12 protein-coding genes are annotated in these 15,648 nt (G+C 62.2%); 1 reads left to right on the forward strand and 11 read right to left on the reverse strand.

Annotation, left to right across the window (positions count from 1 at the left end):
- Nucleotides 1–28 precede the first annotated feature (28 nt).
- The 11 genes from FBY10_RS17690 to FBY10_RS17740 all read right to left on the reverse strand — a co-directional run bounded on the left by FBY10_RS17690 (nucleotide 29) and on the right by FBY10_RS17740 (nucleotide 13,799).
- Nucleotides 29–1,711, reverse strand: a complete 1,683-nt coding sequence (locus FBY10_RS17690; protein WP_131698816.1) for an AMP-binding protein — start codon at nucleotides 1,709–1,711, stop codon at nucleotides 29–31.
- Nucleotides 1,712–2,050: 339 nt separating this feature from the next.
- Complete coding sequence (locus tag FBY10_RS17695; RefSeq protein ID WP_145337188.1) at nucleotides 2,051–3,031, reverse strand: helix-turn-helix domain-containing protein; 981 nt, start codon at nucleotides 3,029–3,031, stop codon at nucleotides 2,051–2,053.
- Nucleotides 3,032–3,089: 58 nt separating this feature from the next.
- On the reverse strand, nucleotides 3,090–4,568 hold the full coding sequence (locus tag FBY10_RS17700; RefSeq protein WP_131698814.1) for an aldehyde dehydrogenase family protein: 1,479 nt from the start codon (nucleotides 4,566–4,568) through the stop codon (nucleotides 3,090–3,092).
- A gap of 49 nt (nucleotides 4,569–4,617) precedes the next feature.
- The gene (locus FBY10_RS17705; protein WP_145337189.1) at nucleotides 4,618–5,466 is read right to left on the reverse strand and encodes a VOC family protein; all 849 of its coding nucleotides are present in this window, start codon (nucleotides 5,464–5,466) and stop codon (nucleotides 4,618–4,620) included.
- Nucleotides 5,463–7,124 carry a bifunctional 3-(3-hydroxy-phenyl)propionate/3-hydroxycinnamic acid hydroxylase gene (locus tag FBY10_RS17710; RefSeq protein ID WP_145337190.1) on the reverse strand — a complete coding sequence of 554 codons (1,662 nt, stop codon included), beginning with the start codon at nucleotides 7,122–7,124 and terminating at the stop codon, nucleotides 5,463–5,465. Before FBY10_RS17710 ends, FBY10_RS17705 begins: the two co-directional genes overlap by 4 nt.
- Nucleotides 7,125–7,145: 21 nt before the next feature.
- Nucleotides 7,146–7,973, reverse strand: a complete 828-nt coding sequence (locus FBY10_RS17715) for an IclR family transcriptional regulator (RefSeq protein WP_145337191.1) — start codon at nucleotides 7,971–7,973, stop codon at nucleotides 7,146–7,148.
- A 3-nt stretch (nucleotides 7,974–7,976) separates the two neighbouring features.
- On the reverse strand, nucleotides 7,977–8,828 hold the full coding sequence (locus FBY10_RS17720; protein WP_145337192.1) for a fumarylacetoacetate hydrolase family protein: 852 nt from the start codon (nucleotides 8,826–8,828) through the stop codon (nucleotides 7,977–7,979).
- 191 nt (nucleotides 8,829–9,019) lie between these two features.
- Nucleotides 9,020–10,465, reverse strand: coding sequence for a carotenoid oxygenase family protein (locus FBY10_RS17725; protein ID WP_145337193.1), 1,446 nt, complete (start codon nucleotides 10,463–10,465; stop codon nucleotides 9,020–9,022).
- A gap of 25 nt (nucleotides 10,466–10,490) precedes the next feature.
- Nucleotides 10,491–11,687, reverse strand: coding sequence for an MFS transporter (locus tag FBY10_RS17730; RefSeq protein WP_131698808.1), 1,197 nt, complete (start codon nucleotides 11,685–11,687; stop codon nucleotides 10,491–10,493).
- Nucleotides 11,688–11,726: 39 nt separating this feature from the next.
- Nucleotides 11,727–12,719, reverse strand: a complete 993-nt coding sequence (locus FBY10_RS17735) for a transporter (protein WP_145337194.1) — start codon at nucleotides 12,717–12,719, stop codon at nucleotides 11,727–11,729.
- Between the two features lie 141 nt (nucleotides 12,720–12,860).
- Entirely contained in the window at nucleotides 12,861–13,799 is a 939-nt protein-coding gene (locus tag FBY10_RS17740; protein WP_131698806.1) for a LysR family transcriptional regulator, read from the reverse strand.
- A gap of 109 nt (nucleotides 13,800–13,908) precedes the next feature.
- Here FBY10_RS17740 and FBY10_RS17745 point away from each other — a divergent pair, with 109 nt between their 5' ends.
- Nucleotides 13,909–15,408, forward strand: a complete 1,500-nt coding sequence (locus FBY10_RS17745) for a CoA-acylating methylmalonate-semialdehyde dehydrogenase (protein WP_145337195.1) — start codon at nucleotides 13,909–13,911, stop codon at nucleotides 15,406–15,408.
- The last annotated feature ends 240 nt before the right edge of the window (nucleotides 15,409–15,648 follow it).

The raw sequence follows: 15,648 nt of genomic DNA on the forward strand, positions 1-15,648 counted from the left end.
CCCGGTGACCTGCGTCACCGGGTTTTTTTTAGCTGAAATCTTCTTCGAAGTGCTCCTGTTCACCCCGTGTGTCGCTCTGGCGCCGCACCACCTCCATCTGCCGCAACTCAACCCGGCGGATTTTCCCGGAAATGGTCTTGGGCAACTCACTGACAAACTCGATCCGCCGCACCCGCTTGTAGGGCGCCAGGTGCTCGCGGGCGAAGGCGAGAATGTGCCGCGCCAGCTCGGCGTTGCCAGGGGCGTCGTGGGCCAGGATCAGGAACGCCTTGGGCACCGCCAGGCGCAACGGATCGGGGCTGGGCACCACGGCCACCTCCATCACCGCCGGGTGTTCGATCAGTGCGCTCTCCAGTTCGAAGGGGCTGATACGGTAGTCGGAAGCCTTGAACACATCGTCGGCGCGCCCGACAAAGGTGATGTAGCCGTCGGCGTCGATCTGCGCGGTGTCGCCGGTGCGGTAGTAACCGTCGCGCATTACCTCGGCGGTTTTCTCCGGGCTGTCTTCGTAGCCGAGCATCAGGCCCAGTGGGCGCACCTCAAGGGGCAGGGCGACTTCACCCTCGGTGCCCGGCACGCCGTCGGCGTCCAGCAGGGCCACCTGGTAGCCCGGCAACGGGCGGCCCATGGACCCTGGCTTGAGCAACTGGCCCGGCGTGTTGCCGACCAGGGCGGTGGTTTCCGACTGGCCGAAGCCGTCGCGCAGCGGCAGGCCCCAGGCCTGTTGGATCTGCTCGATGATCTCCGGATTCAGCGGCTCACCGGCACCCACCAGTTCGCGCAGGTTCAGGCGCGGTTTGTAGCTGGCCAGGTCTTCCTGGATCAGCATGCGCCACACCGTGGGCGGGGCGCACAGACTGGTCACCCGGTACTGCTCCAGCGCGCCGAGCAACGCCTGGGCACTGAACCGCGCGACGTTATGGATAAAGATGCAGGCGCCGGCATTCCACGGCGCGAACAGGCAGCTCCAGGCATGCTTGGCCCAGCCCGGCGAGGAGATGTTCAGGTGCAGGTCGCCGGGTTGCAGGCCGATCCAGTACATCGTAGACAGATGGCCGACCGGGTAGCTCTGGTGGCTGTGCAGCACCATTTTCGGTTTTGAAGTGGTACCGGAGGTGAAATACAGCAGCATCGGGTCCGTGGCCAAGGTACGACCTTCGGCCTCGAACCGCTCGGGGTATTCGAAAGCGGCGCTGTGCGCGACCCAGCCAGTAGGCGCCGCCCCCACACAAATGCGGCTGCAACCCTCACCCAGGCCCTCGAACTTGCCGACATGCGCCTCGCCGACCACCAGGTGGCGTACCTGGCCCCGCTCGATGCGGTCGTGCAGGTCAACGGGGTTGAGCAGGGCGGTGGCGGGGATCACCACGGCGCCGAGCTTGAAGGCCGCCAGCATGGTTTCCCACAGCGCCACATCGTTACCGAGCATCAGCAGTACGCGCTCGCCACGCCGCACACCGAGGGCGCGCAGGTGGTTGGCGACCTGGTTGGAGCGCGCGGCCAGTTGCTGGAAGCTGTAGCGCTGCTCGCTGCCGTCCTCTTCGACGATCCACAGCGCGTCGGCGGCATTGCCCTCGGCCATGGCATCGAAGTAATCCAGGGCCCAGTTGAAGGCGTCCAGTTGCGGCCAGCGGAAGTCGCGGGCGGCGGTGGCGTAGTCGGTGCGGTGCGCGAGCAGAAAATCCCGGGCAGCCAGGAAGGACTGGGTCATGGTCGGTGTCCTTAATTATTGTTGTGGGGACTGACCCCCTCGGGTGCACCGAGAGGCTGGACCGAGTATAGGCACGCATAAATAAGAGCAAAACGCTCAAAAACACAGGAGCGTTGTGCAAAAAAGTCATGGGTGCGGCACCGGCAATGCCGGCGCCGATGATGATGAAGTCCGCGTGGCTCATAGCTGTCAGAGGGCGTTGGCCAGTGCGATGTCTTCCAGGCCCAGGCCGATGGAACGGCAAAATGCGAGCAGCCGTAAGCCGTGCGCTGGATACCTTTCTGGCGGGCTATGCGCTCGGGCCTCACAGCGTTGCTCCCTAGGGAAACGCGATCTGGCTCAATGGGCGGCGCTGGCCGTTTCACGGTAGAGCCTGGGCGGCATGCCGAATGCTGCCTTGAAATGGCGACTGAAGTGAGCGCTGCTGCCATAGCCCCAGGCGTAAGCAATGTCGGTGAGCGAGCGATGGCTGAGGTCACGGTTGCGTAGGTCTTGCGCGCAGCGCGCCACGCGGCGTTGCCAGATGTACTCGCTGACACTGCAACCGAATTCGTCCTGGAATGCCCGATGCAGACTGCGCACGGAACAGTGTTCGGCAAACGCGATGCGCTCGATGCTCAGGTCGCGGTCGGCCAGGTGAAGTTCGATATAGCGCTTGAGGCGGTTCTGCTTGTAGTGACGGAAGTCGTGTTCGAGCTTCTTCTCTTCCTGCTTGTTGCCCAGCGCATTGTTCAAAAGCCCGACGATACTGTCGCCGACCAGCGCCGCCGACTGGCTGTTCAGCAGCGGGTATTGGCTGTAGGCGTCAACGATCAGGTGCATCAACATCCGCCCAAGCCCGTTGCGTGCGCTGATATGCAGGTCGTCAGCGTCCAGTGCCTGCCCGGCGCCTTCGTTGAACAACAGGATGAAGTGCTCACAGCCTTGGGGGCTGCTGACGTTGAATGGCTGGGCGCAGTCAACCACCAGCAACTCGTCGGGCGCCAGGGCGTTGCTGTGCTTGCCTTGCTGGAAATGACTGACGCCGGCGGTTTGCAGAATCAACATGCGTGACGTATCGGGCGCCTCGACTGCTTTGCTCAGGTGACGGGAGTAGCGGTGCGCGCTGGCGGTCATGCGGCAAAAACGCAGTTTTCCAAGATCGCCGTATTCCAGGCGGCCCTGGAAGTCGGCATCGTGCAAGGGTTCGATGTAGGTGGACTCGAGGCGCTTGATGTACTCCGGCGTGCGGCCGAGGTTGTCACTCATAAACTCCTTCCACTTCATCAGGCGGTCGGAGCGCATCACTTGATCGGTAGAAACGCAGGCTAGATTGCTCATGGTTCGCCTCTTTTTATTGTTATGGGGTGGGCCACACCGGGTTGGCCCACCCTGTCTCCTAGAAGGGGTAGTGGTGGCTCCCGGCTTGCCAGGTCACCCAGTGCGCACGGGTGAATTCGTCCAGGGCATAGTGACCGTTGAAGCGTCCCAGCCCCGAGTTCTTTTCGCCACCGAACGGGGCATTGGGCTGGTCGTCCACAGTGATGTCGTTAATGTGCGTCATCCCAGCCACGATGCCACGGGAAAAGTTCAGAGCGCGGGCCATATCTTTACTGAACACGGCGCTGGACAGCCCATATTCGCTGGCGTTGGCCAGGGTCAGGGCATGTGCCTCATTGTCGGCGATCAATATTGGCAGCAAGGGCCCGAAGGTTTCATCGTGCGCCAGTTCGTGGTCGAAAGGGACATCCCCGTATACATGGGGCGGCAGCACCAGCCCGGACGCCGGACCACCGTGCAGTTTCTTCAGGCCCGCGCTGTCGGCGGCATTGACCTTGCGCAGCAAGCCGTCCAACTGGCTGCGGTTGATCACCGGGCCAATCACGGTATCGGCGAGGTTCGGGTTGCCGGTTTTCAAGTTGCGCACGCGTTCCACCACCAACGCGGTGAAGTCGGCGTAGAGCGAGCGGTCCACAATCACCCGGTTGACGCTCATGCAGATCTGGCCCTGATGCAGGAAGCGTCCGACCACTGCTGCATGCGCGGCAAGGTCGATATCCGCATCATCGAGCACCACCAGCGGCGCGTTGCCGCCAAGCTCCAGGGCGACTCGCTTGATGTGCTGGCCGCCGGTGGCGATGCGCCCGACATTGCGCCCGACATCGGTAGACCCGGTAAATGAGATCAGGCTGGGAACGGGGTGCCCCACAAAGGCATCGCCGATTTCCGAGCCGGCGCCGACTACTACATTGAGCGTGCCCTCGGGAAAACCCGCTTCTTCGAACAGGTGCGCAATCAGCAGGCCGCCGGTCACGGCCGTGTCGCTGGCCGGTTTAAGGACCACGGTATTGCCCAGTGCCAACGCCGGAACCACCGAACGCATGCTCAAGTACAGGGGGAAGTTCCAGGGGCTGATGACCCCAATCACCCCGAGCGGCTCACGGAACACGAAGCTTTGCTCGCCGGGCTTGTAGCTACTCAGGATGCGCCCCTCCACCTGCATGGGCAGCGCAATGCATTCACGCACCAGGTTGAGGGTGAATTGCCATTCCATGGTCGCTTTGATACGGGTACTGCCGGACTCGCGAATCAGCCAGTCGATGATCTCTTCGCTGCGTTGCTGGATGATGTGAACGAGCTTTTCCAGCTGGGCGCCGCGTGCGGTTGGATGCAACTGCGCCCACGGGGTTTGCGCGCGTTGTGCTGCTGCGTAGGCCGCGTCGAGGTCGGCAATGCTGGCCAGGGGCATTTCGAGCAATGTCTCGCCGTTGAAAGGATTGCGATCGTCCAGCTGTGCTGAGGAACGACCAGTGTGCCAGGTGCCGTCGATGAACTGGTCGCCGTTGAGGGCGTAAGGGGTTGGGCGTTGGGCAGTCATGGTTTTACCTTTGGGTCAGTGGGGCACGTGGTTTCAGAGCAAGACGGGCTCAGGTTCTGATCCACGCGCGCCCCCAGGAATTGAGGGTGTGTTCTTCTTGCGGCCAAGTGCCAGGAGGGTCGCTCGCTTCGGTGATTTGCAGCTCCGCCGAGAACTCCAGCCGGTTGCGATCGGCATCCACCACCATGAAGAACAGGTTGTCGCCGGGTCCATGACGGCCGGGGCCAAAGAAAATGCTGATGCGCTCCTTGGCAAAGCGATCACCCCAGTCCCGAATGTCATTCCATTCATTGGTTTCGTAACAGTGATGATCCCACTCGTTTTTCGAGCCGCGGAAGAACGCCAGCGAATGGTGCTCATCGTCCGAACGCAGGAAGCACACCATCAACAGGCCACTCTGTTGGTCGACCACGCTGTCGGACACCGTGAAGCCAACGGTGTTGACGTAGAACTCCATCATCGCTTCCAGCTCGGTGGTCTGGAATACCACATGCTGCAGGCGGCCGGGCATGCCGGGTGGGGTGGCATGAGTGTGCGCCTGGGATACGCCAAAAATCGTCTGGCGACCTTGAGGATCGCGTATTGCAAAGGCGCCCGGGGCGAGCAGTGGCGAGCTGATGTCTTCGGTGGTGCAGTTGCGCTCGCGCAGGCGACGGTGCAGCGTGGCAAGTTTCTCTGGGCTCGCCAGGTCATACGCCGCCGCCAGCAGGCCGCTGTGCTCGGCCGGGGAGAGCAGCATGGCGCGATTAGGCCCCCTGAGTAGCCAGTGGCCGTCGGCTTGAGGCTGGCCCTGCATGTCCATCATGCGTTGATAGAAGTCGATCTGCCGTTGCGGGTCTTTGCTCGCCAGGTGCAAGTAGCACAGGCGAGCAGGGGTGGACGTTTGCAATGTGTTCATACGCACCTCTCGAGCGTGACGGGTGTTGTGATGGACGGTCGGGGCGCGCGATCGCCCGCGGGCACGGCACCCAGCAAGGACTGCAAGGCCTCGGCAGTGATTGTCTCGGTGGCGCTGTGGAAAATCGCGGCAATGTAGCGATCAGGCCGCAGCAGGAAGAAGCTGGCGCTGGCGCCGAGCAATGCCTCGAGCACCCCGGCATGATCGTGCAATACCGTGCAGCCCGGCAGGACAGGTGGCTCGCTGACGGAACCTGGCAGGATCAGAATCCGCTTCACCTCCAAGTGCGCCCAGAGCGGGTGCTGCAATTGATCCAGGCGTTCGCGGTGAGGGGCGCCGTATTGGACCAGGGCGAAACCTGCACCGATGTAATCGTCGAGCAGGCGTTCAGTGCCCTGGCTGTCGGTGAGGCTTGGCTGAGGGAACATTTGCCCGCTGGACACGCTGCCCGCGGCACCGGCGGTGAGCACCAGGCCTTGGCGCAGCCGTGGTTTTGGCTTGAAGCGCATCTGCAGGAAGTAGTCACGCAGCGGCGGCACCAGCCCGATCAGCGAGAATGCACCACTGATCAATCGCGCCCGCAGCACGGTAGCGGGCGCCATCACCACCCCGAGGTTCAGCGCGAGCTTGATCAATGCCCACGCGTGATCGCGGCGCTCGGTTTCGTAGGTGAGCAAAACGGCCGGGGCCATTTTCCCGGTCAGCACGCCGATCAGTTTCCAGGCCAGGTTATGGGCATCGCGCACGCCGCTGTTCATGCCTTGTCCGGCATAGGGCGGAGTGAGGTGTGCAGCGTCACCGGCGAGCAACACACGGTTGACTTGCCAGCGTTCGGCGATGCGGGCGTGAAAGGTGTACACGGTTTTACGCACGATGGAGACCGGTGCATCGCCCTTGAACGGGCGTAGCAAAGCTTGCAATCGCGCTTGGCTGAGCATCTGCGCGTCGCTTTCGCCGTCCTTGAGCATGAACTCGAAGCGCCGCGTGCGATGCGGGCCGGGGACCTCGACGGTCGGGCGGCGCGCATCGCAGTACACGCGGGTTTGCCAGAACGGGTCATCGTCCTGATCGGTGTCCACCACCAGCCAGCGCGACGCGAAGCTGGAGCCGACCATATTGATCCCAAGCTGTTTACGCACCGGGCTGCGCCCACCATCACAGGCGATCAGGTAGTCGGCCTGCACTTCCAGCAGTTCCTTGTTGGCGTCCACGACCAGCGCACGCACGCCGTGCTCGTCCTGGGTGAACTCCAGCAGTTCGTGGCTGAAGCGCGCGGTCAGGCAAGCGAAACGCAGCAGGCCGGCCCTCAACGTGCTTTCGAACAGCGGTTGGCGGAACGCATTGCGCTTGAGAAAACCATACAGCTTGCCGCTGGGTTCGACCTTGCCGAAGCACCGCCCGCCAGGGCGCGTAAAGTAATGCACGCCATAGCCGGCCACCACGTCCGCCAGCACCGCCTGGCTCAAGCCCATGGCCTGCATGGTGCGCAACGACTCATCATCGATCGAGACCGCGCGAGGCTCGGTGACGGTGCCCGGTTTGCTGTCGATGATCCAGGCATCCACGCCGGCCTGGCCCAGCAGGTTGGCCAGGGTCAGCCCGGTAGGGCCGGCACCGACGATCAGGACGCGGGTATTGATACTGTTCAGGGTTGTCATTGTTGTTCCCCTACGACTGCATCAGTCCAATGGCTTGGAGGATGGGTTGGCGCTGTGGGTCAGCGCGAGCATGTGCCGCGAGAGCGTGTGGGCCAGCGCGACCATCTGCTCACCCTGTTCCTGCTCCAGCGCCTTGTGCCGCTCGGCTGCCGGGCGCACGCAACTGAGGCTGCCCACAACCTTGCCGTCGCCGTCGAATATCGGTGCGGCCAGGCCGTACACGCCGGGGTCGACTTCGCCTGCACTGGCTACATAGCCCTGGCGCCGCAAGCGTTGCAGCGACCGGCGGAAGTCTTCCCAGGTGGCGCCCAGGTTGCTGGCGCGCACCTCGTCAGGGTGTTCGAGAAACAGCTGGCTGTGCTGGCGAGCGTTCATGTGCGCAAGGATGGCTTTTGAGGTCGCGCCCATGAACAACGGCCGTGGCGAACCACGGGAATAGCTGACGGTGCTGGTCAATTCACCGCATTGGTGAACACACACCACTTGGTCCTTGAACAACCGGCAGATCAGCCAGACTTGTTGCTCACTCCAGCCTGGCAGGTTGGCCTCCAGCTGCTGCGCGGCGCGTACCAGCGGGTCGCTGAGCCGCAGTTGACGGTCCCAGGTAATGATCCTGGCCCCCAGTGCATAGCGCCCGGCCTCGACCTGGAACAACAGATTGGTCTCGGCCAGTTCACGCACGTAGCGGTAGGCGGTGGAGCGGGTAAACCCCAGCGCGCTGACCATGTCGTCGACCGCCCAGATCGGCTGCGTCTCGGTAAACAGATCCAGCACGCGCAGCATGCGCTCCAGGCTGGAGCCCTTGGTGTCGCGCTCTGGCGGTTGGGATGATTCATCGATCAGGGTCATGGTTTATTGCTCATCGACGATGGTGTTACGCAGGGTGCCGATGCGCGAGATCTCCACTTCCACCACATCACCGGGCTGCATCCACACCGGCGGCTCGCGGAAGGCACCAACCCCGCCGGTGGTGCCGCTGACAATCACGTCACCGGGGGCGAGTTCGGTAAAGGTGGAGCAGTACTCGATCAGTGCGCCGACGTCGAAGATCATGTCGCCTGTGGACGTGTGCTGCATGACCTCGCCGTTGAGCCGGGTGGTCAATTCGAGGTTCTGCGGGTCGCTGATTTCGTCACGGGTGACCAGCCACGGGCCAAAGCCGCCGGTGCTCGGGAAGTTCTTGCCGGGGACGAATTGAAGGGTGTGCTTTTGCCAATCGCGCACGCTGCCATCGTTGTAGCAGGCGTAGCCGGCGACGTAATCGAGGGCGTCGGCTTTGCGGATGTGGCGCGCGGTCTTGCCAATGATGATGGCGAGTTCGCCTTCGAAATCCAGCTTGTGCGAGACCGTAGGCCGCACGATGGGTTGCAGGTGAGCGGTCTGGCTGTCGGCAAATCGCGTGAAAATCATTGGGTAAACCGGCATGTCACGCCCGGTTTCGCGCACGTGGGTCGCGTAGTTGATGCCAATGCACAGCACCTTGCCCGGGTTTGGAATGACCGGCAGCAGCGTCACGTCGGCCAGTGCCAGACGCGGCAGGCTCGACACCTGCTCATCGCTCATCGACCCCAGGCGGCCGAGGGCAAGCGCCTGCTTGAGATCCGCGCCGAGGGTGTTTTTCATCGATTCCAGATCAGCCACCTGGTCGCCTTCGACGATGCCATAGGTGTGACGGCCTTCAACGGTGAAGCTTGCAAGTTTCATTCGATAGTCCTTGTGGGCGAGGGAGGCGTGGACAGAATTTCACTCTATTCGCGCTTAAAAATCCTGTAAAGCGGGATTTTACTTAAATCCCAAATTGCAGGAATAATGTATATTTTTTGCTTTCGCGCAGCCGTGTGCCTGCCTTCGGGAGCAGGCCATTCGGTGTGCTGGCGGTCGGGTCTAGCCCAGGGTTATCCCTGTGCCCAGCAGCCGTGCAGGGACATGCGCATTCGTAACGGAACCTTTACCCGCGCAATGGGCCCGCTGGCCATGTCGCGCGAATCCAGGATCACCAGCTCGCTACGCGCCTGGTCCAGCACATTCAGCAGTGCGACCACGTAACCGTCGGCCTCTTCGGCATCCGAAGAACGAGGGATGAATATGGGCTCCTGGAAACAACTGTTGTCCCCTGGGAACCAGGCGTCGGTGCTGCCCGTCTTGAGGTTCAGATGGGCCAACTGGTTGAAAAACTGAAAGGGCATGGGGCCGTTTGCGGGGTTGTAGGGCAGTGTCGGATCAAAGGCGAGCACAAAGCCGTGTTCGTACGGGCGACCCAGATAGCGCTCATCGCAGCGGGGAAACTCACACATGTAGTCGGTCAACGGTTGCGGCTCGACGTCATCCCGCGCGTCGTTCAGATCAAACGTCCAGCGCATCAGGCTCGAAGGCAGGTCCTCGGGGGCGGGCACCGCACCGTCCGCCTGGGGGAAGAAATAAAACACGTTGCCGCCAGTAACCGGCATGTCCACGTACACTTTGCCGTCTTGATCGAAGGCATTGAGGGTGTGGCCTTGAAAGCTGTCCTTGGGGCCTTTGAACCAGCGGATAGCCTGCGCGTTGCCATTGCGCGGCAGCACGGCAAACAACTGCGGCAGATCAGGTTGCCACTGAAAATGCGGCCCGCCTTTTTTCATGCGTTCTACATCGACGGTCAGCGGAATCAGTGGGAACACGACGTAGTGCTCGGTGACCGCAAAGTCATGCACCATCGCCGCGTAAGGTGCCTGGAACCAGATCTCTTTGAGCAGCTTGCCGTCGGGTGAGAGTTCGAAATACGCCATATCCGGCGTGCCGTCACCTTTGGCTTCATAACTGAAGGCCAGCAGGTTGCCGGTGACGGGGTCGATCTTGGGGTGGGCGGTAAAGGTCGCCGACTTGATTTGCCCGGCAAAATCCCATTCGCCCAGGGTTTCCAGGGTTTGCAGGTCCATGGCCCAGGGCAGGGCGTCCTCCTTGAGCGCGAGCAGCCTGCCGTTGTGAGGGATCACCGACGTATTGGCGGTGGTGTTGTTTTTGGCCGCCAGTGGGTCATTGGTGTACGTGTTTCGATAGACGCCATTGAGGGAGCGGCCTTCACGGCGCTGCGCGAGCAAGCGATCGGTCTGCACGTAGCGTCGCCGCAGGGACACCTTGCCGTCAGCAAAATAGAAACCGCTGACCATCCCGTCACCGTTGAAAAACATATCGCTGCCCAGCATGGGCGGGTATTGCGGGTCGGGGGCCACTTGATAGAAGACGCCTAGGATGGACGCGGGAAGGGTGCCTTCGACCTCAAGGTCCAGCACCTCGGCTTCTACACGACTAGGGCTATACAGCGCCCCGGAAAATTCAGGGGTTTGCGGGAATCGGGTACTCATGGCTACGACCTCATGTGCGCAGTATTTATTTATTGAGCAGGCCGGCGGGCAGCGCAGGCGCGTCGGGTGTTGAAGGGCCGGACGCGCGGCGAAAACGGGCAACCATCCAGCAAGAGATGACCAGGGCGACGATATACGCCGAGGCCGCCAGCCAGCCGACCGCTCGGAAGTGTCCGTCACCGACGACCAGGGCCGCGCCAAACGGGCCGAGGCCCTGGCCCACGAAGATCGCAGCATTGCCCAGGCCTGCGAGTCGACCGCTCGCGTCCAACTCGGCCGCCATCGAGAGCAGGTAGGGAAGGCTGAAGAACCAGACCATATGGATCAGGCATGCCGTGGTGGCGAACGCCATGGGGCTGTCGCCGTAGACCATGATCAGCGTGGCCATCACCGCCGTGCCGAACCCCAGCAACTGCGGAAACAGCAGTCCCAGGCGCCGTCCGATAAGTCCCGCCAGCGCAGCACCGAGTGCCCCGGCAAGAATACTGCCACCCAGGATGGCGCCGATCTGCTGGGGCTCCAGGCCGATACTTTTGCCGATGCGTTCCTGATACACCCACAGCGCCGAATGGCCAAAAAACAACAGCGCAAACAGCCCGATCAACAAGAGTGACGTCAGGCCGAACGGCTGGGCCAGCCGAGCCGGTGCTCCGTCGGCGGGGGTGTACCGCGCAGGCACGCGCCCGCAGCCGAACAGGGCCAAGGCACTGGCGCCGGCCAGCAGGTAAAACGCGCCGTTGACGCCAAAGGCCATGAGCACCGCTGGCATCGAGGTCACCAGTAACATGCCCCAGAACAGATTACCGATATTGATCACCGCGAACGTCGCGTCCTTGGATGTGCGCAGTGCCGCGGAGGCATACACCACCGCCATGACCGCGCCGCCGCTGGCGCCAGAGACGATGCGGCACAGCAGCAGCGATGTTTCGCTGTGGAACCGGGTACTCGCCAGATTGGCGCAGACCAGCACCAGCAAGGCGAGCTGCGCCACCCATCGGCGATTGACGCGGGTCATCAACAGGGCAGACACCCCGCAGGTGAGCGCCATGGCAATCAGTTCGCCTGCGAAAATCCTACCGATGGCATTGAGCGGGATACCGAGCTGATCGATAAAAGCCCCGCCCAGAATCGGTTGAATCTGCAAGGTGCCAAGGGACGTGACCATCATCAGGCAAATAGCCGCCAGTGATGTTTTGCTGTCGATGCCAGCGGATGCATTCATGAATGCAGTACCTCGATAGGGTGAGCGAGCGCTTGTCGGTCAGAAGGTGTGGGCGTAACGAACCTGCACGGCATAGTCCTGCCGGGAGCGGTTCTCGACACCGGTTTCCTTGTAAGTGTTGAGCCAGAAGCCTTGGCCTTCACTGATTTTCCAGAACATGCCGGGGCCTATGCCCAGCACTTTTTCCCGCGAGTCGCTCAGCCGGTCGCCGTTGATCTGGTCGTCGGTGATCTGCCGGAAGTAATAGCCGTTGATCCCCACCGACACGTTGGGGATGACTTCATAGGACGCCGTGAAGTTGGCCCAGGCCGACTGCCCGGCGCGGCTGTCACTTACCGGTTTGCCCTCGAAGGAGTCCTGCGAGCTGCTGGCCGGATCGCGGTTCTTGAAGTTGTACAGGTAATGCAGGCGCCAACTGACTTCCCAACGCGGTGCCGGCATCCAGGTTGCGGCCCAGTAGGGGTTCAGGGAGTAATAGTTCGACCCTGGGTTGAGGTCTTTGTGTTTGTCGTATTTACCGGTCGGCAGGATCGTGTCAAAGGCCACCCGCTGCACAAACACCGGGCGCCCGTGCGCATCGACGATAGGATCGAATTGGATCTGCGGCCCGACGGTGACATCGCCAAGCCCTGTGGCGTTGTCTTGCAGCGCCGGTCCATTACTGCCAAAGGTGGCATCCAATGACACGACGGGCACCAGCAAGCTCCAGCCCAGGTGCGCACCGCCGCCAATGGTGTCGGGCGAGTAGTAGCTGAGTTGGTTGATCAGCGTGATCACGTTGATTTTGGGATTGTCGAAGGCGCTGTTGGCCTTGCCGCTGTTGGTCCTGAGACTGCTGGCGGTGCTGAACTTCAAGTAGGTGAGATGGGACAGGCCGGGCGGCCCGGCAAAACCATCGTAGAAACTGGTGCCGCCGAGGTTGATGCCACTGGGCTCGGTCACCGAGGGCGCTGGCGGCCCATCGGCGGCGAAGACAGCTGACGAGGCGAAGCTGAGCACCAGGCACGCTGGCAAGTATTTGAGTGGGCTCATGGACGTGGCTCTATTATTGGAATTGTGAGCAGAGGGAACTCCCTCGCACAATCACCCTAAGCCAAACCCCGCCGGCGTACTTGAGCGGTACCGCCAGAGTTGACTGATAGCGCCACGGGGCTCGTTTTAACGCCGGCGCTGTCAGCCCCCGTAGCGAAACCCACCCGACAACTTGCCCTTCAAATACCCCACCAACGCACTCACCGACTTCGGCACATGGGGCGAATACGGTCGGATCAGGTAGATCTCGTCGGCAAACGCGCCCCTGAGTGTCCAGCCCTTGAGCACCTGCACCAGCTTGCCGCTGGCCAGCGCCGCCTGGGCGCTGAAGTCCGGGAGCAGGGCGATGCCCAAGTGGTTGAGCGCCGAATCACGCAGGGCTTCGCTGTTGTTGGTGGCGAAGCTGCCGGCGATGGGCACGGTGAGGCGTTCCACGGTTTTGTTGCCGCGCTCGAACGTCCACGCGGGCTGGTCGGTGCCGCGCGGGTAGAACAGGCAGTTGTGCGCGGACAGGTCGCCGGGTTCGCGCGGTTCTCCATGGCGTTGCAGGTAGTCGCGGGTGGCGACCAGCACCGAGCCGGTGTCGCACAGTTTCCACGCCACGTGGGTTTCCGGCACCTGGAAGCCATGGCGCACCGCCAGGTCGTAGCCCTCGGCCGCCAGTGAACTCAGGGCATCCGACACGTCCAGCTGGATACGCACCTGCGGGTACTGCTGCAGGAATTCCGACAAGTGCGGCACCAGCTGTTGCCGGGCGAATGCCACGGGGGCGGTCAAGCGCACCAGGCCACGAATCTCCCCGGCGGAATCGCGCACCGACGAGAAGCTGCGCGCGATTTGCTCATAGGCACCGCGCACTTCACGGGTCAGCGACAACCCGGCATCGGTCAACCGCACACTGCGCGTGGTACGCGTCACCAGCCGTGTGCCGGTGGCTTTCTCCAGGTCGGAAATGCGCTGGCTGACTGCGGATTTACTCACCCCCAGGCGCGCGGCGGCTGCGGTGTAGGTGCCGTGTTCCTCCAGCACTGAGAGCCAGTGAATGTGGGTCCACAGCCCCTCGATCTCGGATTTTTCCATCGGCTTATTGTTCGCTTGTGAGGACAATCAGTTCTTGATTCTGCTCTGGTTTGGAACAAACAGAAAGCCTATCGTGTGTCCCAACGCAACCCACCTGGGATCTACTGCCATGACTACAACAATCGAGCACTACATCAACGACCAGCGCGTCAGCCGCGATGATCGCTATCAGGACGTCTACAACCCGGCCACCGGTGAAGTGACCGGCCGCGTCGCACTGGCCAGCAGCCAGACCGTGTCCGAAGCCGTCGCCGCTGCCCAGGCCGCTTTTGCCGGTTGGGCCGACACTCCGCCCATCCGCCGCGCCCGCGTGCTGTTCGAATACCTGCACCTGCTGCGTGAGCGCAAGGACGACCTGGCGCGCATCATCGTCGCCGAACACGGCAAGGTCTTCACCGATGCCCAGGGCGAAGTCGACCGTGGCATCGACATTCTCGAATTCGCCTGCGGCATCCCCAACCTGCTCAAGGGCGAGCATTCCGACCAGGTCTCCCGTGGCATGGACAACTGGACGATGCGCCAACCCCTGGGCGTCGTGGCCGGTGTCACGCCGTTCAACTTCCCGGTGATGGTGCCGATGTGGATGTACCCGATCGCCATCGCGGCGGGTAACACCTTCATCCTCAAGCCAAGCCCGACCGATCCAAGTGCTTCGCTGTTCATGGCTGAACTGCTGCGTGAAGCCGGCCTGCCCAAAGGCGTGTTCAACGTGGTGCAGGGTGATAAGAAATCGGTGGACGCGCTGATCGCACACCCGGACGTCAAGGCCGTGAGCTTCGTCGGCTCCACGCCGATTGCGCAGTACATCTACGAAACCGGTGCGCGCAACGGCAAGCGTGTGCAAGGCCTGGGCGGCGCGAAGAACCACATGGTGGTGATGCCGGACGCGGATATCGAAAAAACCGTCGACGCCTTGATGGGCGCCGCCTACGGCAGTGCCGGCGAACGCTGCATGGCCATTTCCGTAGCGGTGCTGGTTGGCGATGTCGGTGACAAAGTCATCGCCGCGCTGACCGAACGCGCCAAGCACCTGCGCATCACCGACGGCCGCGACCTCAAGGCCGAGATGGGCCCGATTGTGTCCCGCGCCGCACTGGAGCGCATCAGCGGCTACATCGAACAAGGCGTGCAGGCCGGCGCGCAACTGCTGCTCGACGGGCGTGACTATGTACCCACCGAAGCTGGCCTGGAAAACGGCTTCTGGCTCGGCGCGACCCTGTTCGACCACGTGACTAAAGAGATGAGCATCTACCGCGAAGAAATCTTCGGCCCGGTGCTGGCCTGCGTGCGCGTGAATGACTTTGCCGAGGCGGTGAAGCTGGTCAACGACCACGAATTCGGCAACGGCGTCAGCTGCTTTACCCGCGACGGCAACATTGCCCGCGAGTTTGCCCGGCGTATCGAAGTGGGCATGGTCGGCATCAACGTGCCGATCCCGGTGCCGATGGCGTGGCACGGGTTTGGTGGCTGGAAGAAGAGCCTGTTCGGCGACATGCATGCCTACGGCACTGAGGGGGTGCGCTTCTACACCAAGCAGAAATCGATCATGCAGCGGTGGTCGGAGAGCATCGAGCAGGGCGCGGAGTTTGCGATGCCGGTGTCCAAATAACGCTTGGAAGAACACCGTAGGGCAAAAGTGGGAGGGGCGGTGCGACGATTCGACTTGCCCCCTCCCACTTTTGGTTGTTTTTCACTTGAGGGTTGACGGCCAGGCGAATGACGAATACTGTATATAAACACAGTGTTTAAGCGCTGATCAACCAGGATGGCAACATCAGCCACGCCAAACACTGTGTGCAAGTTAATGGATTAACTTCATGCACAGGCTCGTTCTACCGAGCCGTTTTTA

Source organism: Pseudomonas sp. SJZ103 (assembly GCF_007828335.1).
Taxonomy (GTDB): Bacteria; Pseudomonadota; Gammaproteobacteria; order Pseudomonadales; family Pseudomonadaceae; genus Aquipseudomonas.